The sequence below is a fragment of the Methanohalobium sp. genome, from assembly GCF_018609725.1.
Lineage (GTDB): Archaea > Halobacteriota > Methanosarcinia > Methanosarcinales > Methanosarcinaceae > Methanohalobium.
On record NZ_JAHENT010000059.1, the window covers coordinates 1 to 22,106 of the forward strand.

Annotated in this window: 24 protein-coding genes, 1 tRNA gene and 2 pseudogenes; 19 read left to right on the forward strand and 8 right to left on the reverse strand. The window is 36.5% G+C overall.

Features of this window, described 5'->3' with window-relative positions:
• Together QZ276_RS03505 and QZ276_RS03510 are read left to right on the forward strand one after the other, a co-directional pair.
• Window positions 1–471, forward strand: a pseudogene (locus QZ276_RS03505) (sodium:solute symporter family protein); the annotation flags it as partial.
• Window positions 472–581: 110 nt separating this feature from the next.
• Window positions 582–1,490 carry a DUF5803 family protein gene (locus QZ276_RS03510; RefSeq protein ID WP_292485330.1) on the forward strand — a complete coding sequence of 303 codons (909 nt, stop codon included), beginning with the start codon at window positions 582–584 and terminating at the stop codon, window positions 1,488–1,490.
• Between the two features lie 8 nt (window positions 1,491–1,498).
• On the opposite strand, the gene QZ276_RS03515 is transcribed toward QZ276_RS03510, so the two are convergent.
• The 3 genes from QZ276_RS03515 to QZ276_RS03525 form a co-directional block, all read right to left on the reverse strand.
• Window positions 1,499–2,242 (reverse strand): MBL fold metallo-hydrolase, encoded by a 744-nt coding sequence (locus QZ276_RS03515; protein WP_292485331.1) that lies wholly within the window; start codon window positions 2,240–2,242, stop codon window positions 1,499–1,501.
• 15 nt (window positions 2,243–2,257) lie between these two features.
• Entirely contained in the window at window positions 2,258–3,526 is a 1,269-nt protein-coding gene (locus QZ276_RS03520; RefSeq protein WP_292485332.1) for an ATP-binding protein, read from the reverse strand.
• 221 nt (window positions 3,527–3,747) lie between these two features.
• Window positions 3,748–4,302 carry a hypothetical protein gene (locus tag QZ276_RS03525; RefSeq protein WP_292485334.1) on the reverse strand — a complete coding sequence of 185 codons (555 nt, stop codon included), beginning with the start codon at window positions 4,300–4,302 and terminating at the stop codon, window positions 3,748–3,750.
• Window positions 4,303–4,348: 46 nt separating this feature from the next.
• Between QZ276_RS03525 and rimI the strand changes: the two genes are divergently transcribed.
• A complete protein-coding gene (rimI, locus tag QZ276_RS03530; RefSeq protein WP_292485335.1) occupies window positions 4,349–4,771 on the forward strand; it encodes a ribosomal protein S18-alanine N-acetyltransferase in 423 nt (140 codons plus the stop codon).
• A gap of 6 nt (window positions 4,772–4,777) precedes the next feature.
• Here the strand turns inward: rimI and QZ276_RS03535 are convergent, their stop codons facing one another.
• The gene (locus tag QZ276_RS03535) at window positions 4,778–5,443 is read right to left on the reverse strand and encodes an undecaprenyl diphosphate synthase family protein (protein ID WP_292485337.1); all 666 of its coding nucleotides are present in this window, start codon (window positions 5,441–5,443) and stop codon (window positions 4,778–4,780) included.
• 19 nt (window positions 5,444–5,462) lie between these two features.
• Complete coding sequence (locus QZ276_RS03540; protein WP_292485339.1) at window positions 5,463–6,644, reverse strand: redox-regulated ATPase YchF; 1,182 nt, start codon at window positions 6,642–6,644, stop codon at window positions 5,463–5,465.
• A 106-nt stretch (window positions 6,645–6,750) separates the two neighbouring features.
• Between QZ276_RS03540 and QZ276_RS03545 the strand changes: the two genes are divergently transcribed.
• The 4 genes from QZ276_RS03545 (at window position 6,751) to thsA (ending at window position 12,407) form a co-directional block, all read left to right on the forward strand.
• Window positions 6,751–6,822, forward strand: a tRNA-Arg gene (locus tag QZ276_RS03545).
• Between the two features lie 99 nt (window positions 6,823–6,921).
• Window positions 6,922–7,341, forward strand: coding sequence for a hypothetical protein (locus tag QZ276_RS03550; RefSeq protein ID WP_292485341.1), 420 nt, complete (start codon window positions 6,922–6,924; stop codon window positions 7,339–7,341).
• 142 nt (window positions 7,342–7,483) lie between these two features.
• Complete coding sequence (locus QZ276_RS03555) at window positions 7,484–10,537, forward strand: FAD-binding and (Fe-S)-binding domain-containing protein (protein ID WP_292485343.1); 3,054 nt, start codon at window positions 7,484–7,486, stop codon at window positions 10,535–10,537.
• Window positions 10,538–10,751: 214 nt separating this feature from the next.
• Window positions 10,752–12,407, forward strand: a complete 1,656-nt coding sequence (gene thsA / locus QZ276_RS03560; protein ID WP_292485372.1) for a thermosome subunit alpha — start codon at window positions 10,752–10,754, stop codon at window positions 12,405–12,407.
• A gap of 15 nt (window positions 12,408–12,422) precedes the next feature.
• On the opposite strand, the gene QZ276_RS03565 is transcribed toward thsA, so the two are convergent.
• Window positions 12,423–13,103, reverse strand: a complete 681-nt coding sequence (locus QZ276_RS03565; protein ID WP_292485345.1) for a TrkA C-terminal domain-containing protein — start codon at window positions 13,101–13,103, stop codon at window positions 12,423–12,425.
• A gap of 119 nt (window positions 13,104–13,222) precedes the next feature.
• Here QZ276_RS03565 and QZ276_RS03570 point away from each other — a divergent pair, with 119 nt between their 5' ends.
• The 11 genes from QZ276_RS03570 to QZ276_RS03620 all read left to right on the forward strand — a co-directional run bounded on the left by QZ276_RS03570 (window position 13,223) and on the right by QZ276_RS03620 (window position 20,077).
• The gene (locus tag QZ276_RS03570; RefSeq protein ID WP_292485347.1) at window positions 13,223–13,702 is read left to right on the forward strand and encodes a PH domain-containing protein; all 480 of its coding nucleotides are present in this window, start codon (window positions 13,223–13,225) and stop codon (window positions 13,700–13,702) included.
• A gap of 109 nt (window positions 13,703–13,811) precedes the next feature.
• Window positions 13,812–14,360, forward strand: coding sequence for a biotin transporter BioY (locus QZ276_RS03575; RefSeq protein ID WP_292485349.1), 549 nt, complete (start codon window positions 13,812–13,814; stop codon window positions 14,358–14,360).
• Window positions 14,361–14,362: 2 nt separating this feature from the next.
• On the forward strand, window positions 14,363–15,193 hold the full coding sequence (locus QZ276_RS03580; protein ID WP_292485351.1) for an energy-coupling factor transporter ATPase: 831 nt from the start codon (window positions 14,363–14,365) through the stop codon (window positions 15,191–15,193).
• Window positions 15,178–15,993, forward strand: a complete 816-nt coding sequence (locus QZ276_RS03585) for an ATP-binding cassette domain-containing protein (protein WP_292485353.1) — start codon at window positions 15,178–15,180, stop codon at window positions 15,991–15,993. Before QZ276_RS03580 ends, QZ276_RS03585 begins: the two co-directional genes overlap by 16 nt.
• Window positions 15,994–16,006: 13 nt before the next feature.
• A complete protein-coding gene (locus QZ276_RS03590; protein WP_292485355.1) occupies window positions 16,007–16,783 on the forward strand; it encodes an energy-coupling factor transporter transmembrane protein EcfT in 777 nt (258 codons plus the stop codon).
• A gap of 57 nt (window positions 16,784–16,840) precedes the next feature.
• A complete protein-coding gene (locus tag QZ276_RS03595; protein WP_292485358.1) occupies window positions 16,841–17,194 on the forward strand; it encodes a helix-turn-helix transcriptional regulator in 354 nt (117 codons plus the stop codon).
• Window positions 17,191–18,264 (forward strand): SO_0444 family Cu/Zn efflux transporter, encoded by a 1,074-nt coding sequence (locus tag QZ276_RS03600; protein ID WP_292485360.1) that lies wholly within the window; start codon window positions 17,191–17,193, stop codon window positions 18,262–18,264. Before QZ276_RS03595 ends, QZ276_RS03600 begins: the two co-directional genes overlap by 4 nt.
• A 72-nt stretch (window positions 18,265–18,336) precedes the next feature.
• Window positions 18,337–18,801: a PspC domain-containing protein gene (locus QZ276_RS03605; protein ID WP_292485362.1), complete on the forward strand. Its 465-nt coding sequence runs from the start codon at window positions 18,337–18,339 to the stop codon at window positions 18,799–18,801.
• 27 nt (window positions 18,802–18,828) lie between these two features.
• Window positions 18,829–19,290 (forward strand): DUF123 domain-containing protein, encoded by a 462-nt coding sequence (locus QZ276_RS03610; protein ID WP_292485363.1) that lies wholly within the window; start codon window positions 18,829–18,831, stop codon window positions 19,288–19,290.
• Window positions 19,291–19,321: 31 nt separating this feature from the next.
• Complete coding sequence (locus QZ276_RS03615) at window positions 19,322–19,639, forward strand: multidrug efflux SMR transporter (protein WP_292485365.1); 318 nt, start codon at window positions 19,322–19,324, stop codon at window positions 19,637–19,639.
• A gap of 36 nt (window positions 19,640–19,675) precedes the next feature.
• Window positions 19,676–20,077, forward strand: a complete 402-nt coding sequence (locus tag QZ276_RS03620; RefSeq protein ID WP_292485366.1) for a secondary thiamine-phosphate synthase enzyme YjbQ — start codon at window positions 19,676–19,678, stop codon at window positions 20,075–20,077.
• Between the two features lie 15 nt (window positions 20,078–20,092).
• On the opposite strand, the gene QZ276_RS03625 is transcribed toward QZ276_RS03620, so the two are convergent.
• The gene (locus QZ276_RS03625; RefSeq protein ID WP_292485368.1) at window positions 20,093–21,004 is read right to left on the reverse strand and encodes a hypothetical protein; all 912 of its coding nucleotides are present in this window, start codon (window positions 21,002–21,004) and stop codon (window positions 20,093–20,095) included.
• Window positions 21,005–21,434: 430 nt separating this feature from the next.
• On the reverse strand, window positions 21,435–21,839 hold the full coding sequence (locus QZ276_RS03630) for a response regulator (protein WP_292485370.1): 405 nt from the start codon (window positions 21,837–21,839) through the stop codon (window positions 21,435–21,437).
• Between the two features lie 36 nt (window positions 21,840–21,875).
• Here QZ276_RS03630 and QZ276_RS03635 point away from each other — a divergent pair.
• Window positions 21,876–22,106 (forward strand): annotated as a pseudogene (locus tag QZ276_RS03635) (RNA-guided endonuclease TnpB family protein); the annotation flags it as partial.

Here is a 22,106-nt window from a genome sequence, read left to right on the forward strand (position 1 = left end):
GCGTTCTTTGGAGTCTCGTTTGCAACCCAGAAATCCAGCAACATAAATCTTGCACCATTTTTTAAAGAATCTGCCAAAGAGCTGTCAACATACTATTCAAAAGAAATAGATGAATCAGACCCTGAATACAATAAATTCCTTAACAGGATTGAGGAAAAGGTTGTCGGCGAAAGAGGACACCTTCATCTGAACGTAGAAACTTCAGCAACCATAAACTGGGGTAAATTCGTCAATCAGTTGAAATCCTCATACTCTGCATGGGTCACATCCACTGGTTATGATTCAGTATATCGTCTGACTCATGCTGATATGCTCCAGTGTATATCCATAACCAGAGGAAACACCGAAAATGAAATCTGGTTTGCATCTGAACCTGAAGTTGAATACATTGACACCCAGAGAAAAGAACTTTATGTTGCCTACAATGAAGTTGCTGATGCACTTCACAGGATGGGAATAACTGCCAAATAATTTAAACTGCCACCATTTAAGGGTGGCTTTTATATTTACCCTTTTTACTTTTTATCTAATTAGCGTTAATTTGATTAAAGAATGTACCTATTAAGGTTTTGAGTATAAAAATGAATTACAAAACAGCACTACTTCTGGTTTCGGTACTGATTTCAACCCTATTTGCATCGGGATGTATTGACCAGATAGTACCGATGAATGAAACAAATGAGGAACCTGACAATTCAAAATATGAACTGGATGTGTTTTTGGATAAAACTGAAAATGATACATTTGTAAACACCACCACATTTTACCTTTCAACAAACCAGAGTGTAGAAGCTGTTCACATGGTCAAAAATTCAAAGGAACTGGATATTGTTCCGATAGAAGAACTGGGCGGAGTAGACAAAAGTATCATCTCAGATGTTGTGGTTATAGCCGAAGATGCCAATAATACACAGGCCACCATAAAAAATTTTGAAAGGCTTTCTGACAGAAAAGAGCCTTCAAACATCAACCACACGGTTACCGATAATGTTGTAGGTGGACAAAAACATATCTACATCGGATTCAATGAATCTATAACAGGGTTTGTAGCATATATGATGGATATACCCAGCAAACAGGATTTTACGTATAACCCCACTTCTCCGTCTATCATCCGGTTTGTTATACCTGAGGGATATTCAACCGGTAACCCAGTAATAGGCAGACCAAGACCATCACCTGATGACAAATATTACGATGATAAAGGCAGACTTAACCTTATATGGTACAATTTTGAAGGCGACCCAGCTTCAATCCTTGACCAAGTAAGGGATTTAGCAGGTTCTGATGATTCAGAAGAACCGCAGTATTCACAGGATTCTATAAATGTAAAATTCTATCCAGAAAATGCCCCATTAATGCTTTTAATAGGAACAATGGGACTTAGTTTGGGCGCTCTGACTGTTGTAATATATTACCGCAATGAAAGAAAGAAACTTAAAAAAGAGCATGAGTGGCTGGATGAATTAGAAAATGAAAAGAAACGTTGATTGTGATTTTAAATTTCAAATTTCATTCCATCATATCCAAGCGGATAATTTTTGCTTTCTTCATCATGCGGTTTGAAAAAGTGGCTCATATGAACAAACACCACTTCTTCTGATTTTATTTTTTCTGAAAAATCAAGCGCTTGTGTAGCATTCATATGTTTTTTAATGGATGTTATGCTGGGAGGTACTATTGCATCCACTACCAAAAGGCTGGGTTCGTGGATTAAATCCATACTCTTCTGAGGAACATCTTTGTTGGTATCACCTGTAATAACAACTTTTTTGTCACCTTCACAGACCATAACCCCTACCGCTTTTTTAATCGGGAGATGATTTACTTCAAAAAGTACAAACGTTAATCCTATCAATTCAAAGGGTTCATAGAGCTGAACATCATGTCTTCTGGGTTTTAAAAAATGAAAATAGTCCATGATGTAATCAAGGGTCTCTGGTACACCGTACACATCCACTTTTTTCTGAACCCTATAAAATTCAGGGAAACCTGCAAAATGGTCATAATGCCCATGTGTCCAGATTACACCATCAACTCCACTTACATCATTGGCTATTAACTGCCATTTCATATCTGGACTGGTGTCAATCAGAATCTTTCCTGAATCAGATTCAACCAGTATGGAAAAGCGTGTCCTTTTGTTTTTATCATTTGAATATGCATCTGTACAGGTTGGGCAGTGACAGCCTATTACAGGTACTCCTGTTGTATCACCGGTTCCAAGAAGTGTGATTTTCATTGGTATCCTGTGGTTTTAGGCGTATTCATCGGATTTAACTATTTCACGTTGGTTGAAGTTTTCCACCGCCTTTTTCAAATCATCCTGTGTAAGCGCTTTTCTGTCCTCCATCAGGGCACTTAATACTCCTTCACGTATTACCATTCGAAGGTCTGAACCAGCATATCCTTCAGTTATTTGTGCTATTTCTTCGGTATCCAAATCACCATCAATATCACTGGTTACTCTATCAAGAATCATCTTTCTCATTTCCTTATCAGGCAATGGGAAATTCATAACTTCATCAAAGCGCCTCCATGCAGCGGTATCCAGCATATTTGGGTGATTGGTTGCTGCTATCAATAATACTCCATCATTTGTAAGGCTTACCTCATCAATAGCCTTGAGAAGGGTGTTCACTGCTCTTTTTAGTGCAGCACTTTCGTCAGAGGTTCGCTTTTTTGCAACAAAATCGAATTCATCAATAAAAAGCACACAGGGGTTTAACCGTTTGGCAAGTGTAAACACACGGTCGATATTTTTGGCTGTTTCTCCAAGATACTGGTCTGTAACCATTGAAAGTCTGACTTCTACAAACGGCAGTGATAGACGGTGTGATACGGCTCTGGCTACCGAAGTTTTCCCTGTACCGGGTGCACCTATCAGAAGAAGTTTACCTATATCATACATTCCTATAGTTTTAAGATGTTCACGATACTGGATAGCCTTCACTATCTTTTCAACTTCATCTTCCTGTTCATCTGTCAGAACAATATCTTCAAAAGTCTGCATTATATCTTCAGGGGCTTCAATATGAGCAAGTTTTAGCATATCTTCGCCCCCTTCTTCCTGCTCAATTTCAGTTATCAGAGAATCCACCCATTCCCTGTCTACTTCTTTTGGTGCACTTTTTGACCGGGTACTTTCATAACTGACACCCTCTGTCTCTTTCTTTTCAAAATAGAAAGACAATGCGGGGTTTTTCCCAACCCTGTCCATTGCACCATCCTGCTTTTTGAACCAGTCTGCACCCATATCAAAAGCAGTAAGTTTCACTGTGAATTGCAGTTCATCAATATCCACAAATGGTAGAGACTTTATAGCACTTTTTATATCTTCTATTTCATAGATGTTTTTAATATCAGACACTGAAACATTGATTGGTTTTGGAACTGTCTTTTTTTCACGGTCCCAGTAATTTTTACGTATTTGTTTAGGTAGGTCGTTTACATCCATTTCAGAATACTTGTTGTAAACCTCAGCAGTCAATAGCAATTCTACTATATCTAAAGTTTCACCGGACATGTTTTTACCTGATTTATAAATTTAAAATGTAATATATTTGATATATTGTTAATAACGAATTAAGAATATCCAGAACCTATGAATAGGTATTTGTGTTAAATATATATTGCGATACTAAGTATTCATAATTCAGTTGTATCTTTGAAAGGAATCTATATTGGATAATTTGTTTATAAATTTTATGAATGCAGATTAATCAAAAATAAAAAGCATTAATATACTCAGGGTACAAGCTTTAAAATATCAGTCATTGATGGTGAATATAGTTCACCGGTTTTTAACATAGAATCTATTATTTTTTCAAATTTGTCAGAATCCACTCCTTTTTCAAAAGCCCAGCTTTTTAGTCTGCTCCTTTCCATTTCACCGTTGTTTGATTCCAGCAAATTAATAATTATTTTTCTTTCATCTTTTTTAAATCTGGTGTGTTTTGATTTATCTTTGTTAGGCTGGGATACAGGTTTGTATTCACTGGATTTAGTTGCGTCTATAAACCCCATGTGTTCTGATATATCCTGAATTTGTTCCTGACCTTGTATCTGGGATTGGACCTTTGTACGGGCGGATACCGCATCATCAATGTTATCACATTGATAGAAAAATCGGAGTTTATCTATATTTAAAGTTGACCCACAATTCTGGCATTTTGTAGTTTTTTTATCGTCGTTTTCAATAATCTGTGCATGTTGCCTGCATTTTGTACAGACTATTACTGCATATCGAAACATATTTTTGACCTTGAAATACATTAATTCAATAATAGATTTATCATACAATTAGACTTTAAATATCAATCCCTACTAAAATCATCCGGAAAAGACCATGATAAGAAAAGCCAAAAAATTCGATATATCTGCTGTTTTAGAGATAGAAGAATTATCATTCCAGATACCCTGGCCTGACTATCTTTTCAGATCTATTCTTGGCAATCCCGGTTTTGTCGTTTATGAGAAAAATAATATCGTTGTGGGTTATGTTGTAATCGATATTGTCAAAAATTATGCACACATAGCAAATATTGCAGTCCATCCCAAATACCGCAGGATGAAAATCGGTTCCTACATTATTGATTGGTGTGAACAGTTTGGCAAAAAAAGAGGGACATATGCGTTAATTCTTGAAGTAAGGGAGAAAAATATCAACGCTCAGAGATTCTACCATGAAAACGGATTTTATATAAAGGGAATTGTTCCCGAATATTACATTGATGACAACGCGATTGTCATGGAAAAGATAATTTCCTGAACTTGTTTATTTCCCGAATTTCCGCTGGCGTTTCTGGAAATCTCTTATTGCTCTAATCATATCAATTTTTCTCACCTTGTCCCAGTTTACATCGGTAAAGTATAGTTCTGAATACACAGACTGCCATATCAAAAAATCAGAAAGGTTTTTTCCTCCAGCACGTATAATCATATCGGGTTCGTGTTTTACAAGTAAACGGGATTCGATTTCATTTTCATCGATATCTTCAGGGTCAATTTTTTGTGAACTGACATCAGACAACACCGAACGCACCGCATTTGTGATTTCACTTTTTCCACCAAACCCAAGAAATAGATATACATGCATTGATGAGCCTTTGTGCTCTTTCTTTAAATATCCATTATTATCATAAATTTCAAATCCGACATCTTTAGGAAGCCTACGTAATCTGGGTTCCAGCATTTCCACAGGGTAAGAAATTCCGTTTGTAGACAGATTTTTACCGCCAGAGGATAAATTAACATATATACTGATTATATTTATACCAAGTTTTCTATACCACAAAATTACAGAGAATAATTTTGATAATCCGTCCCTGCCAGATATATCTGTATCTGAAAGAACTATTGTTACATGTTCAGGTATCTTACCAGGTGATTTTTTGATTTTTCTCAACAGTATTTTTTCATATAATAGTGCTATCAAATTCATGTTTTTGAGTCTGATATTTTTATTTGGCAGAGGATACTATCTTTACAACATCACCGTTGTCAAGTTCGTGTTTTTCACCCATACGCATCCTTGTTCTACCGTCAACTGCATAAAGGAAATGATCACCGATATCAGAATGTACCTGATAGGCAAGGTCATGAGGTGTAGAACCTCGTTTCATAAGATAGGCATCAGGTAAAATTCTTCCTTTTTTATCAGTCCATTTATTTTCATCCTCAACAGGATACACAATAACCATATCGAGTAAATCAAAAGCCGATCTGTTTATGCATTCCTGTACCCCGGTACCTCCCCTGCTTTTAAGAAAATCTCTCAAATCCTCAATACCTTTTTTCTGTTCCTTTGTCATATTTTCAGAAATTATAGTAAAATCATCACTACCAGGCAAGTATTTTATGGCATTGTTTTTGGATGCGGATTTGAGTGCAAATTCTGCTGCCGCACTTGTAGAAACAACCATCATATCAAGGTTGAGTAGTTTTTCTATATATTCTTCAGGAGCCACATCGATTTTATTGGCAGCAACAATTACCGGTTTACTTATGGCACGGATATTATCACAGAGCGTTACCAGATTATCATCAGTCCATTTTACATGGTTTCTTGATAGTTCTGATGTGACCAGTGCTTCATGAACCTGATGGTCCGAAACCCCTGCACCTCCAAGCTGGTTGGCTAAGGCTTCTTCAAGTTTAAGGTTTTCTGCTTTGATTTTTCTGGACAAACTGTCCCAGTTACGTTTCAGTATTCCATACATCCACATGGTTATTTCACGGTTTAAAAATTCTATATCATCCATGGGATCATGGCTACCTTTATCAACAGGATTTCCCTCTATATCGGTACTTCCAGAAGCATCGATGACATGTATAATTGCTTTTGCCTGCCTCAACTCATCAAGGAATGCGTTTCCAAGTCCTCGACCTTTCCATGCATCAGGTACCAGTCCTGCAACATCAATCACTTCAACTGGTACAAAACGAATACCTTCGACACAATTACCGCATCGCTGGTTTAACTCCATACATGGGCACTCGGTTCTTACATAAGTAACTCCGTGATTGGCATTGATTGTTGTAAAAGGATAATTGGCTATATCTACATCCGCCATTGTGGCAGATTTAAAGAATGTGGATTTACCAGAATTTGGTTTTCCTGCTAGACCTATGGTTATTGACATGGTTTTTTCTAATCCTCCGTAGGACTTAATTTTTATTCAAGACGTGATAATCAATAATATTTATATTATAAAAGGACATTAGGGAATTGCTAACTTCATCTAACGCGTCCCGATGGGGTAGCGGACATCCTTGAGGCCTGCGGAGCCTTAGACCCGAGTTCAAATCTCGGTCGGGACGTCACATATATTCTACTTTTATAAAAAGAAATACTTATCTGTATTGATACTAATTTTTGTTATAGGCAATTATTAGTCAGGGGTTATTAGGAGTGTGTATATGATGGAAGAAATTGATACCATAGTTAACAAAATTAACGCCAATACATTAGAATCATCCGATTTATTATCATTTTCAAAAAACTTGGAAAACAAAATAAATCAGGGAGATATACAGGCTTCAAAGGATGATGTACAATGGTTCCAGATTTATGGATTCATATTAAAAAAACTTGAAATCTTTGAAGAGGGAAATCCCTACGATATGAGAGGCAGTGACTGGAGAAACTACCTAGACAGTTTTGATAAATTAAGGTCGTTGACAGCTGATATGGAAGAGAAAAACCTGATAGAAAACCCAGTATGGCATGTTCAGGATGTATCATTTTATGATATTAAAAACCCCGAATTGTATAGAGAGTATGTTTATTTTCGAACCCGAAACCACATTGAAAAGTTAAAGTCCCTTAACCCCCCATAACATTTTTTATGAAATCGGTTTTGTATGGTTTTTGATAAACCATACAAATGTTTATATAGATTGAAGAATATACGATTGATATGTAAAATAACCAATTATTAAAATTCAGTTTAATTCAAATCAATCTTAAGAGGACTCTATAATGGTAAAACATATATCAGAATTAAGTGGGGAGCAAAAATCAGAACTTATCAATATTTTTGGACCCCGTGTAAATTTCAAAAAACGTGAACGTCACTATTACGGTCATGATATCGGGACACTTCCATCACTGGTCAAACCGATGCTTGGGAAAAGTGAACCTGCCGCTGTTGCAAAAGTTGAAAATGAAAATGAAGCAGTAAAACTGGTCAATTTTGCCAATAAATACAATATTCCAGTTGTTCCCCGAGCTGGAGCATCATCCGGATATGGTGGTGTTATCCCTACAAAAGGCGGTATTGTAGCCGACATTACAACAATGAACCAGATACAGGATGTTAACCATGAAAATCTCAAAGCTACCGTTGGGGCAGGAATAAGATGGGAAAGACTTGAAAAGAAACTCAACAATCAGGGGTTATCAGTACAGGCTTTACCTACAAGTGCCCCCTCATCAACTGTCGGTGGATGGCTTGCTCAAAACGGTATAGGTTTCGGTAGTTTTGAATACGGATGGTCACAGAACACAATGGAATCAGCACGTGTTGTCCTTCCCACTGGCGAGGTCAAAGAGTTTTCAGGGGATCAAATAAAGAATCTTACCGGTACAATGGGCACAACCGGTATTATATCCCAGATTACTCTCAAACTTAGAAATTATGAAGATACAAAGGGTATATCCGCTGAGTTCAAAGATGCGGAATCGCTGAAAAAAGCTATCCATTCTGCTGATGAACAAAATATTCCTCTGTGGTCGGTCACATTTCTGAATCCAAACTGGGTTGACCTGAAAAACAAAACACCTGAAAAACATCAGCATGGTCGCTCTGACAAAACACCGAATCCAGAACTTCCAATGGCATACGTATGCAATTTCCTCTACCCGGAATCAAGAGAGAATGATGTCAAACCCTTAAAAGACATAATCCAGAATTCTGGAGGGAAAGTACTTCCCGATAAAATCGCAGACCATGAGATTAACGAATCCTACAAATCCATGAAGATAAAACGATTGGGACCATCATTTATTCCTGCCGAAGTTCTGGTACCACTGGAAAACATGGACAGGGTATTTGAAGAGATAAACAACAATATAGACCTGCCTGTCCTTGTGGAAGGGATGATGAGCAATGACGGATATGTCGTCCTTTTATGTTTCATGAGACATTCAGAACGCTCCCTGAAATTTAACACAGCATTCCCGCTTTCACTCAGTATTGTCAATATTGCTGAAAAATATGGAGGACGTATATATTCATCAGGTCTATATTTTGCACAAAAAGCCGAAAGTGTGTTTGCAGATAATTACAGAGATATCCAGAACTTCAAAAATCAGCACGATCCCAATGATTTGATGAATCCTGAAACCCTTACTGGAAAATCAGGTCTTAACACTGCCATATCACTTGGCGAAAAATTCGAACCTCTCGGAAGAATGATAGGGAATAAATCAGGAATAGGGTCTGAAAAATTTACCAAAGAAGAAAAGGGAATACCTCCCGAAATCACTGAACTTGCATATTCATGTTCCCAGTGTGGATACTGTGTCAGTGAATGTGACCAGTATTATGGACGCGGATGGGAATCCCAGTCCCCAAGAGGTAAATGGTTCTTCATCAAAGAATACCTTGCAGGCAGAGATGATCTCGATCAGGAGCAGACCAATACTTTCCTCTCCTGTACCACCTGCGAGATGTGTGACACCAGATGTGAACTCAACATGCCGATTGAGCAATCATGGAGGAAACTGAGACCAAAACTTGTCCAAGAAAAAGAAATGATGACCATACCACCATTTGAAATTATGGCTCAGAGCCTGCTTAAAGAAAGAAACATCTGGGCTAATTACATGAAGAATAGGGCAGACTGGATACCAGAAGACCTTAAAGAGAAAATAAGTGGCGAATCCAAGTACGGATACTTTGCAGGATGTACAGCTTCCTTTGTTGAAAAGGATATTGCAGTTGGTACAGCCCGCATGCTTGATGATGCTGACATCGATTTCACAGTTCTTGGTGATAAAGAATCCTGCTGTGGAATCCCTATGCTTATGGCTGGTAAATGGGATGTGTTCGAGAAGATCATGAAGATGAACATATCCAATATGAAAAGCAAAGGAGTTGAAACTGTAATTACATCCTGTCCAGCCTGTTGGATGATGTGGCATGATGTATATCCAGAGTGGGCTGAAAAACTTGGTATAGAATACAACTTTGAAGTCAAACACTATTCTGAAGTTCTGGTTGATAAATTGGATGTCCTGAAACCAAAACTTAAAGAACCGTTGAACAAGGTTGTAACCTGGCATGATTCATGCCATATAGGAAGAGCCGGTGGTGTGTATGAGCCACCCAGACAATTGCTTAAATCAGTACCAGGTATTGAATTCAAAGAACTTGAAAACAATAGAGATGAAGCTCACTGCTGTGGTTCTGTGATGACCCTTGTTGCAGACCCACCCGTTGCACACAAAGTAGCCAACATTCGTCTTGACGAAGCAAAAGATGTAAACGCTGATGTCGTTGCCACATTGTGTCCATGTTGCCTTGTACAGTTCAGGACTGCTGTGGATGAATATAACCTTAATATGGATATACAGGACCTTGGTGCGATTGTAGCCCGCAGCCTCGGGTATGATATACCAGATTCAACACAGGACACTCTTGATGCCTGGCTCACCTTCGATAAAATGATTGAGCTTTTGCAGCCACAAAACATGGCTGATATGATGGAAGAACTTATGCCAGAAATGATGGAAGCTATGCCGTCCTACTTGAAACCTATGATGAAATCAGTGAAATATGTACCCGGCATGGATGCCTTGATGAAACCCATGATGCCAAAAATGATGCCTATATTGATGCCATCAATTATGCCAAAAGTTATGCCCAGTATGCTTAAGGCTGTTGAAAAAAGAGTACCAATGCCGGACTATATAAAAGAACAGATGCCGGATTTGATGCCAAAAGCCATGGAAAACCTGATGCCGAATATGCTGCCACAATTGATACCATATCTAACACCAAAGATGATAGAGTATATCAAAAAGAATTAAAATTCCAGCCTTTACCAGCATATTTTTTTCATTTTCATCTTCTTTTTATAGAATAATTTTATATAGAACTTCTTACATCCACAAATGTTAGAACCAAAAGAATGGGAAATATCCCTGTTTGGAAAATAGAAAAAATATTCTGGTTATATTGATTTAAAGTTTTATTTAAATATAATCATCAAGAACCCAAGGAGGTTATAAATTGGCAGGACAAATGCAATATGGTGGACAAGCACCAAACGGACAACCAATATATATATTGGGAGAGGGCACTCAGAGAACCAAAGGAAGAGACGCACAGAGCAACAATATAATGGCAGGTAAAGCAGTTGCAAACGCTGTTAGAAGCACCTTAGGTCCAATAGGAATGGACAAGATGCTTGTCGATTCCATGGGTGATGTAGTAATTACAAATGACGGGGCTACCATCCTTAAAGAAATGGATATCGAACATCCCGCCGCCAAAATGATTGTGGAAGTAGCCAAGACACAGGATGATGAAGTTGGTGACGGTACAACAAGTGCAACAGTTTTGTCTGGTGAATTACTCAAAAAAGCTGAAGAATTAATTGATGACGGTGTTCATCCAACAATCATTGCTGCAGGTTACAGAAATGCAGCAGACAAAGCAGCCGAGTACATAAATGAAATCGCTGTTGATGTATCCCCTGATGACACCGAAACCTTAAAGAAGATCGCATCAACCGCAATAACTGGCAAAGGTGGAGAAGAATACAAAGACACTCTGGCACAACTCTCAGTAGATGCTGTAAAGGCTGTTTCTGAAAAGAATGAATCCGGTACATCCGTTGATACAGACGAAATAAAAATCGAAAAACATGCCGGCGGAAGCATGAGGGATTCTGAACTTATCAATGGTGTTGTAATCGATAAAGAACGTCTGCACACCAACATGCCTAAAAAGGTAGAAGATGCAAAAGTACTGCTTTTGAGCGCACCTATTGAATTCCAGAAGACAGAAATGGATGCTGAAATTAAAATCACTTCACCTGACCAGATGCAACAGTTCCTCGACCAGGAAGAAAAAATGATTAAAGACATGGTCGACAAAATCATTAACAGTGGCGCAGACGTTGTATTCTGTCAGAAAGGTATCGATGACATGGCACAGCACTACCTGCAAAAAGAGGGAATCTTTGCACTCAGAAGAGTTAAACAGAGTGATATGGACAGAATTGCCAAAGCAACTGGTGCCAACATCGTACAGGACGTCGATGAAATTAGTGAATCCGACCTCGGATCTGCCGGTAACGTTGAAGAAAAGGATGTCAGCGGAACAAAAATGACCTATGTTACCGACTGCGAATCACAGAAATCCGTTTCTGTAATCCTTCACGGCGGTACAGAACACGTAGTAGACAGTCTTGAAATCGCATTAAACGATGCACTACGTGTTGTAGGTGTAGCAGTTGAAGACGGCAAAGTCGTTGTCGGTGGCGGTGCTTCTGAAGTCGAACTTGCAATGAAATTGTACAACTACGCCGCATCACTTGAAGGAAGAGAACAGCTTGCAGCCCATAAATTCGCTGAAGCTCTCGATATCATACCACAGACACTGGCAGAAAACGCTGGTCTTGATGCAATTGACAAACTTGTAGAACTCCGTTCCCAGCATGAGAAAGGCAACAAATATGCCGGACTTGATGTCCGCAACGGTGAAATCGTTAACATGTGGGAAGATGATGTTATCGAACCATTAAGAATTAAAACTCAGGCTATCAATGCAGCAACTGAAGCCGCAGTAATGATTCTCAGAATCGATGACGTTGTCGCTACAAGCGAAAAATCCGGTGGAGGAGAAGAAGCCGCCATGGGTGGCGGCATGGGCGGAATGCCGATGGGAATGTAAATTCCCTTTCTTTTTTTATTGTTCAAATGTGGATTTTAACGCATTAAGCGGTCCGTATACCACAAGTCTGTCATTTTCTTTGATAATTTCATCTGACTTGGGTACAGATATCCATTCACCATTGCGCTCAATACCTATCACAAGCAGGTTTTTCTCTGACAATTTAAGGTCATTTAATGATATTCCTAAAAGAAATGAATCTTCTTTTACTATAACTCTTATCAATCCGTAACCCTCAAGAAGATGGAGCAGTCCTTCAGTAACTTCTTCTTCAAAATTTGTGGTTTTTAAAAGTCTGTTTTCTATAAACACGTCCCATCTTTGCAAAAAACCTGTATGAGTCGCTATTTTATAGACAACAACCAGACCCAGAAGAAGAATGACTATATTTATCGGTATCTGAAACCCTTCACTAACAACTACAGTTGATGTCATGGTTACAATAACTGTAACAATCCCTGCATTACCTAAAATCATGAGCCATATTATAATCCGGCGTCTTCTGGGATTGTTTACAATCAATTCCGCTTCTTTTGTTGTAAAACCTGTTCCCGTAAAAGCCGATAATGCCTGAAATCTGGACCTCTTCTGGTCAAGACCGGTCATCATTAAAGCAATGGATGATGCTCTTACAATAAGGAATGAAATAAATATAACCAGTAATGTGGTAAAAGGAAAATAAAAAAACCCTTCCATCTGAGTGCACCTCAAAAGGATATCCCATTTAAATTTTATTTAATTTTTCCAGCAATATATTCATGTCTTCTTTTTAATTTATATAATATAGGCATAGAAAGATTATACAGGTGTATATATTGAGCGTATTTGAAAAATATCTGGCAGACGGTGAAGATTTGTTGTACAAAGTAAAAAGTAGAAACAGAACCGATATCGGTTTTACAAATAAAAGAGTAATATCCCTGAAACCTACAGGTTTAATTAACAAAAAGGAAAATTTTAAAGACATATCCTACACCCACATTTCATCTATTGTTACAGGTTATAAGAACCATTACTGGATGTTGCTGGCAGGTCCGATTATATTATTGGCAGGGCTTGTATTATACCTAACCTCCGACTATTACAACCCGATGGATATATTTTCAAAATCCGGTTCTATAGTTATGACTGCAGGCGTATTTGTTTTTGTCGCTGGATTCCTGATAAGAGAATTTCTGAGAGAGCTCTCAATAACTTTTGTTACTTGCAGTGAAAAATACAAAGTAAGTCTTAAAGGCTCATCAGTAGAACAGGCACAAACAATCAATGAGATTATAAGAGAAAATACCAGATAAAAAGAATTACAAGGGTATAGTCCTTTTTTGACAAAATTTTTAAATAATTGTTAACCTTTTATTTACTTTACGTTGACAATATTAATATAAAATTTTAGTGGTTAACAATATGTATAGTGATGAATCAGAAACAAATATAATCGGTTCCTCTGAAATAAAGAAGATGGTTTTTGCATCCCTTTTTGCAGCAATGACTGCAATAGGTGCATATATGAAGATTCCTATTGGTCCTGTCCCTATCACATTTCAGGTTTTATTTGTATTTCTGGCGGGGTCTATCCTTGGCAAAAAATGGGGTACCCTTAGTATGATTGTCTACATACTTCTGGGTGTTGCCGGGTTACCAGTTTTTGCAGGTGGTGCTTCTGGAATCGGTGTCCTGTTTGGACCTACAGGTGGTTATATCATAGGATTTGTTATTGCTGCCTTTGTTATCGGGCTGCTGACAGAAAGAGTAAAATCTGCAGGTTTAGTTCTAAACAGCCTTTATATGGTTATCGGATTAATTATAATTTATACACTGGGTGCAACACAACTTATGATTGAAGCACAACTTGAACCAATCGAAGCTATTATGTCAGGTGTCGCTCCCTTTGTAATCGGTGATTTAATATCAATATTGATTGCTACATATATCACCACAAAACATGAGCTATAAAAATGATAGATATCAAAAATCTGGTTTACCAATATGAAAGCAACAGTAAATATCCAGTTTTAGACAGACTAAATATTCAGATTAAAAAAGGCGAATTTGTATCAATAGTAGGAGAAAACGGTTGTGGAAAATCAACTCTTGTACAGCACCTTAATGCTTTACTTATCCCTTCAAAAGGAACTGTGCAGATTGAAGGTTTAGATACAAAAAAACAATCCAATATATGGTCTATACGACAGAAGGTGGGGATGGTTTTTCAGAACCCTCAATCCCAGTTTATAGGTACTACTGTTCAGGAAGACGTTGCATTTGGACCTGAAAATCTGGCACTCTCCAACCATGAAATTCAAACCAGAGTGAATGATGCACTGGAACAGGTAGGTATGCTGGATTTTAAAGAATACAATCCTATGTCATTAAGTGGTGGACAGAAACAATGTGTCGCTATTGCCGGTGTACTGGCTATGAAGCCCGAATACATAGTTCTAGATGAAATAACTTCCATGCTTGATGATAAATCGCAAAAAACGATATCAGATATCATAAAACATCTCCAGAAAAACGGAATAACAATAATCTATGTCACACACAGGATAAAAGATGTCGTCAATTCCGACCGTATTATTGTGATGTCAAAAGGCAGAATCCTGTATAATGACAAACCTCAAACGGTTTTAGAAGAACCCTCTCTTCCAGAATCAGGAATTGAAATACCTCCCATAGTAGAACTTGCCAACAGGCTGAAAAGAGATGGGATTATAGATACATATAATAACAAAAATCTGCCTTTTTCAAATAAAGAGCTTCTGGAGGATTTATGTCAATCAATATAAAAAACGTAGATTATTCCTACAATAAAAATACACAACTTGAAACCCGTGTACTTGAAAACATAAATCTGACAATAGATAAAAACGAATTTGTAGGTATAACAGGCAAAATCGGTTCCGGGAAATCAACTCTGATAAAATTGTTTAACGGTTTATTTGTACCCGATAATGGATATGTTCATGTTGACAGGGTGGATGCTTCAGATAAAAAAACCAGAAAAAAAGTTGGATTACTGTTCCAGAACCCACATGAACAGCTTTTTTCTAAAACCGTTTATGAGGAAATCGCCTTTGCTCCGTCCAATTTCGGAATTAAAGGTGATGACCTGACTGAACGTGTCCATGAATCCCTTCACCTTGTAGGTTTAGATTCAAAAATAACTGATATGTCACCTTTTAAGTTAAGCGGTGGAGAGATGCGCAGAGTAGCTCTTGCAGGTGTCCTGGCTATGAAACCTGAATATCTTATTCTGGATGAACCCACTTCAGGCATGGACATAAAAGGTAAAAAAGAACTCTATTCAAACCTGAAAAGGATACACAGTACCGGAGCATGTGTTATTATTGTCTCTCATCAAATTGATGATTTGCTACCTGTGGTGAATAAAATTGTACTGATGGACGATGGAAAAATGACATTTGCAGGAACACCTTCTGAATATCTTGAAAATATAAGTTCACCTGTTCCTGAAATCACCCAACTTATGCGGGGGCTTAGAAGTAAGGGATTTAACGTGCGAAATGATGTATTAACAGTTGACGATGCATATGGACAAATTAAAAATTTGCTGACGAAAAAATAAAGGTGTAGTCAATATGCACAGCTTTTTTTTTAATTATGTTCCGGGAAATTCATTAATACATCATCTTGACCCAAGAACTAAATTATTAGCCGTTATGGTTGCAAGCATATTCATATTCAATGCTGAAACTTTTTTAGAACTGGTTACAATTGCAGGGTTTTTTGTTATAATTGCTTTTATTTCAGGTGTTAATTACAGTATATTCCTGAAATCTCTGCGCCCCATGTCCCTGTTTTTTATATTTCTGTTTTTTATTCAACTATTTTTAAGTGAAGGCAAACCAATATTTACAATTGGATTTATTAACCCCACCTATGAAGGATTAATAACAGGGCTACAGATAACAACCAGATTCATATTTCTGATTCTTTTTGCATCAATTCTCACTGCAACAACTCAGCCGGTTATGATTACCAGTGGGATTGAAAGGTTAATCCGCCCCCTGCCTTTAAAATACATAGGGGTTTCATCTTTTGATATTGCAACCATGATGTCACTTTCCATCAGATTTATTCCACTTTTGTTTGATAATGCAAAAAAAATACAATATGCACAAATGTCTCGGGGTATGGATTTCAAAAATAATATTTTCAAAAGCTTTTCATCGGTAGCTGTTCCGTTGATAATGAGTACAAAGCGTACTGCCCAAGACATAGCTATTGCAATGGAGAGTCGGTGTTATCAGGGGATTTATCGAACTTCTTTGTTCGAACTTGAAATGAAGAATGCAGACTGGATAGTTCTGTTAGGGATTTCTATAATGGTTCTGCTTTTTATGTTTTTAATTTAATTTTTTAGTTATATCCAGTAGTTAAAATTTTATATATGAACAAATGTTCATTTATTCATGGATTATAGAAAATGTGAGCGTTTAGATGAAGGACTGATAAAAAGTTTGGAATTGTCAGCTCCTGATGATAACACCATTTCAAAAATGTCCAGAGTATTTCAGGCTCTCCAATCCAAAAGTCGATTAAAAATTCTGATGATACTTTCTAAAAAAAGCATGTGTGTCTGTGAAATGGTATATGCACTTGGTATGTCACAGTCTGCTATTTCACACAGTCTGAGGGTTTTGAATTATCTTGACCTTGTTAGAATGGATAAAAGAGGTAAATATACAATATATTCTATTGCAGATGAGCATATTGTAACTCTTATTGACATGTGCATGGAACATATTACGGAGCAGGAAACATGACATGGGCGAATGTATATAACTACATACTGGGCATATTATCAGAATCCTGGTTTATTTTTCAAGAGGCTGCTCCGTACATGTTTCTGGGTTTTGGTGCTGCTGCACTAATACACATTTTTGTCCCAGATGAAAAGATAATGGATTATCTGGGTTCATCAGCAGGGAAATTTAAATCAGTACTCAATGCATCACTTGCAGGCATACCACTTCCCCTGTGTTCATGCGGAGTTATACCTACCGCAATATCATTGAAAAAACGGGGTGCTACAAGGGGAGCTACTCTTTCTTTCTTAATCTCAACTCCAGAAACCGGAGTTGACTCGATTGCTATAACCTATGCTTTAATCGACCCTATAATGACAGTCTTTCGACCGGTAGTTACATTCATCACCGCATTAAGTGCCGGTATCACAAACAATATCTTTATAAAAGATAAAATACCAAACTTTTCAAACCCTTCAAATGAACCATCTAACTGCGCCTGTGAATCATGCAATTTGGATGAGATAAATACAGAACAAAAAATGTCAAAACGGTTTATAGAAGGATTTAGATACTCTTTTGTCGAACTTCTTGGTGATATTTCAAAATGGCTCATCCTCGGAATCGTTTTTGCTGGTGTAATATCATATGCTGTTCCTGACAATTGGATTCAGGCATATCTTGGTGGCGGAATAAATTCCATGCTTATAATGCTTATAATCGGAATACCTTTGTATATATGTGCCAGTGCTTCCACTCCACTTGCATCTGCACTCATTGCAAAAGGGACAAGCCCGGGTACAGCATTAGTATTTCTGCTTGCAGGACCCGCCACAAATACGGCTACATTGACAATGGTTACCCGATATCTTGGTAAGTTTACAGCCATTATATATCTGATGATAATTGCTATATGTTCTCTCGGATTCGGTCTTATCCTGGATATAATATATTTTAAACTTGGAATCGAGGCAATGGCTGTGGCAGGAAAAGCAAGTGAAATACTTCCTGCAGAAGTTAAAACCCTTTTTGCTTTACTTCTTGTACCAATTATAGTATATGGTATGTACCAAGAAGTTAATGAATAAACAAAAGAGAGATTATATACAATAAACTAAATACTGTCTAACAGCCATAACCATGTTTTCAGAGGGAGATAAATGGAAGATACAGATAAAACCAGTAGAGACAAATTAACCAAAAGTAAAAGTGACCGTATGCTTGCCGGTGTTTGCGGAGGTATTGCTGAATATTTCGATGTTGACCCGGTACTTGTAAGAGTTGCTTTTGTGGTTCTTGCACTGGTAAATGGACTTGGTATATTGTTATATATCATCCTTGCTATCGTTATGCCTGAACCTGAAAACAATGATAAAACACCTGAACAAAACACAACCAGTGAAAAAGGTACTGATGAATACAGCGAAAATGATACCTATACAAAGACACAGCATAAATCCAGCCATACTGACCGCACCCTATGGCTTGGAGTTATTTTAATTATTCTTGGTATTTTTCTTATTATTGACAGGTTTAATGTCTTCTGGTGGTTAGGGTGGGATGTACTCTGGCCAGGTATACTAATATTGATTGGAATCTGGATTATTGCCAAAGTTAGAAGATGATTTATAACCTAATAAAGTGGATTTTAAATGAATTTTGATTATTCAAATAAGGGTGTTTACTGCCTGATTTTTAAAAATAAACCATCTAAAGTAACAACCGGAAAACTTGGAGATATATCGTTTAAAGAGGGTTATCATGTTTATGTAGGGTCTGCTCTTGGGACCGGTGGTTTAAAAAGAGTTAAAAGGCACATCAGTCTTTCTAAAAACCGGGACAAAAATCCCAGATGGCATATAGATTATCTTCATATTAGCCACTGTTTCAAATTGGTTGCAACAATATGCACAATCACAGATAAAAAATATGAATGTTTGATTGCACAGAAGTTAATCCAGAATAACTGGAATTACATCCCTGATTTTGGATGTAGTGATTGTTCCTGTCAATCTCATCTGTTTTATAGAAAAAATAATCCTATAGATGAAATAAAGCACTTATTTTTAGAATTTGGACTTGAACCATACATAAACAATTTAAATTTTAAATGAATCTTAGTATAAAAAGGCTTTAGTCTAAAAAATGGAATGGATATACCTTTTTATTGCTGCCACTTTTGAAATCGGATGGGCGGTATCATTAAAATATACCGAAGGATTTAGCAAACTTTATCCCACTATAGTAATGGTCATATTTATGGTTTTAAGTTTCTATTTCCTGTCCCAAGCCGTCAAAAATCTGCCCATCGGAACAGGGTACGCTGTCTGGACTGGTACTGCTGTTATAGGAACTGCCATCCTTGGAGTTTTTCTTTTTAATGAACCATATAATATAGGAAGGGTTGTATGTATAATGTTGATTGCCACAGGTATAGTAGGTCTAAAGTTTATATCAGGATAATTGGTTTATAATTATAACTACTGGGGAGTGATTGATATGTACAAAACATTCAATTTGAACACAAAATCGCGCAATGAAATGGTAGATATTACAAGTGAAGTAAAAAACGCCCTGAAAGAACTCAACGCTGATAACGGAATCGCAACCATTTACTGCCGGCATACAACCGGAGGTATAACCATCAATGAAAATGCTGACCCTTCAGTACAACATGATATTATCGAATTCCTTAACAAACTTGTCCCTGCAAATCAATCATATTTCAAACACATGGAAGGCAATGCAGACAGTCATGTGAAATCGTCGATAATTGGAACATCAGAGCAAGTTATAATAGAAGATGGAAAACCAGTGCTTGGTAGATGGCAAGGTATATTTTTTACCGAATTTGATGGACCCAGAAACAGAAAAGTACATGTTAAATTCAGTAGTGATTAAAATCTTAAATATAATCTAAAATTTAAATTTTCCTTTTAACAGATCATCCAGAATATTCCTACTTTTTACAATATCATCAAGTGTTTGTTTTATTATTTTTCCATCCTTAATCTGTTTTTCTGCATCAAGATTATGCTTTTTTGCATATGCAATTAATTTCTGTGTTTCACTTTCTGTAAGAATCGCATCATGATAATTACTTACAGGCAAAATTTCCAGATTCAAGTTTTCATTTTCCAGTAGTGGAATTATTCGTCTAAAACCATCAATCCCTATCTCACCATCACCTATACATTTGTGATCTGCCACCCCATACCACGGGTGCGGATTATAAGGGTCACAATCATGAACATGATAATACATTGGTACCCCAGTGTTTTTTACATCAACTATAAATTGTTTCAACTTTTCAATAGATTCATTTTTTGTATATCCCTGTTTAACCCTGTAAAAATAATAGACATGACCTATATCAATACATGAGCCGATTTGTTCCATATTTGTTTGGGATATTTGTATTATCAATTTGAGATAGTAACTAATTTCAAGCGTATTACTGAATTCGATATACAATTTATTGTTAAGATTTTTAAGATAAGGTTCAATCTGTTTTAAAGCGTTAATATAACTGTTTAACCTTGAATCAGAAAGAGTTGTAAGGTAAGGGTCTGTTTCATCATGGACAATGTAACCTGTATCTGTTGTACCGGTTAAAAATGCGACTGCAGATTCAACATATTTACTATTTCTTTCCAATACGTCATCTGAAAAATAGAAACTTAATTCACCACTTTTTCGTATATGTACATTATAACCCAATACATTGTTTACAGATTTTAATAAACTAACAGCTTCATCCTGCTGTTTATAGGAATAAATGTTTAATTCCAGAGCTATATTATTAAGGGTTGCTTTTTCCAGCTGCATATTAATTATCGGTTGGTTCCCACCCCAGCAGTCGAATCTCATAAAATAATTCATGGTTTGTACCTAATTTTTAATTCAATTGTCAACAGTTAAATTTATTAGTTCAAAAAAATATTAAGATTTTAGGAGAGTTGCAGAAACTCATATACTACCCCAAATCCTTAACCAGATTGTATAGTTTTTTTAACCCTGCAACTCTCCACCAAATTCTATCTGGCTAAATTTACCTAACTTTTATCAGGTTATGAAAGAATGACAAAAATTAAAAATATATTAATCAGTTATAAGAATATCTTTTATTCTTAAACATCCCGAAGTAGATAAACATTCAATACTGTATTGTTGGTTTTAAAGTCTGTTTGTTAACATTATGTCCAAATATCTAAAACGGTTGTAAAGGATTTAAGTACAAATGGATAGCAACAAATACTTAATCCAAAAACTTTTTAATTTTATCTTCGAAATCATTAACATCTAACGGTTTTGGCAAGTATTCATCACAACCAGCATTTAAAAATTTTTCTCTATCCCCCTCCATAGCATAAGCTGTTACCGCGATTATTGGAGTATTTTCTACATTTGGTTTCTCTTTAAATTTTGATAAAAGCTCCAGACCATCTATCAACGGTAACTGGATATCTAATAATATTAAGTCAAGTTTATAATAATCCACCTTTTTAAGAGCTTCAAGACCATTTTCTACATTTATTATATTATAACTATCCGAATCAATTAATTCAATAAAGTCATTCATTAATTGTCTGTTCAGTTTATTATCTTCGATAACAAGTATATAGTTTACTTTATAAGTAAAAAATATAAGAATTGATAACATAAAATATAATCAATTATATTCATCATGGAGATTGTTATGGTAAAAAGAACCGAAACGATATACTTAAATTATGATAAAAACCTTAGCTGGTTGTGTCATATTTCCAAGAACCTATACAAACAGGCAAACTTCATAGTTAAACAATCTCTAAATGATGAAGGTGATTGGGTAAGATACGAAGAACTAAATAAACAGTTAAAAGGTACTGAAAATTATTCTATTTTACCCAAACAAACAGCACAACAGACACTAAAACTGATGGATAAA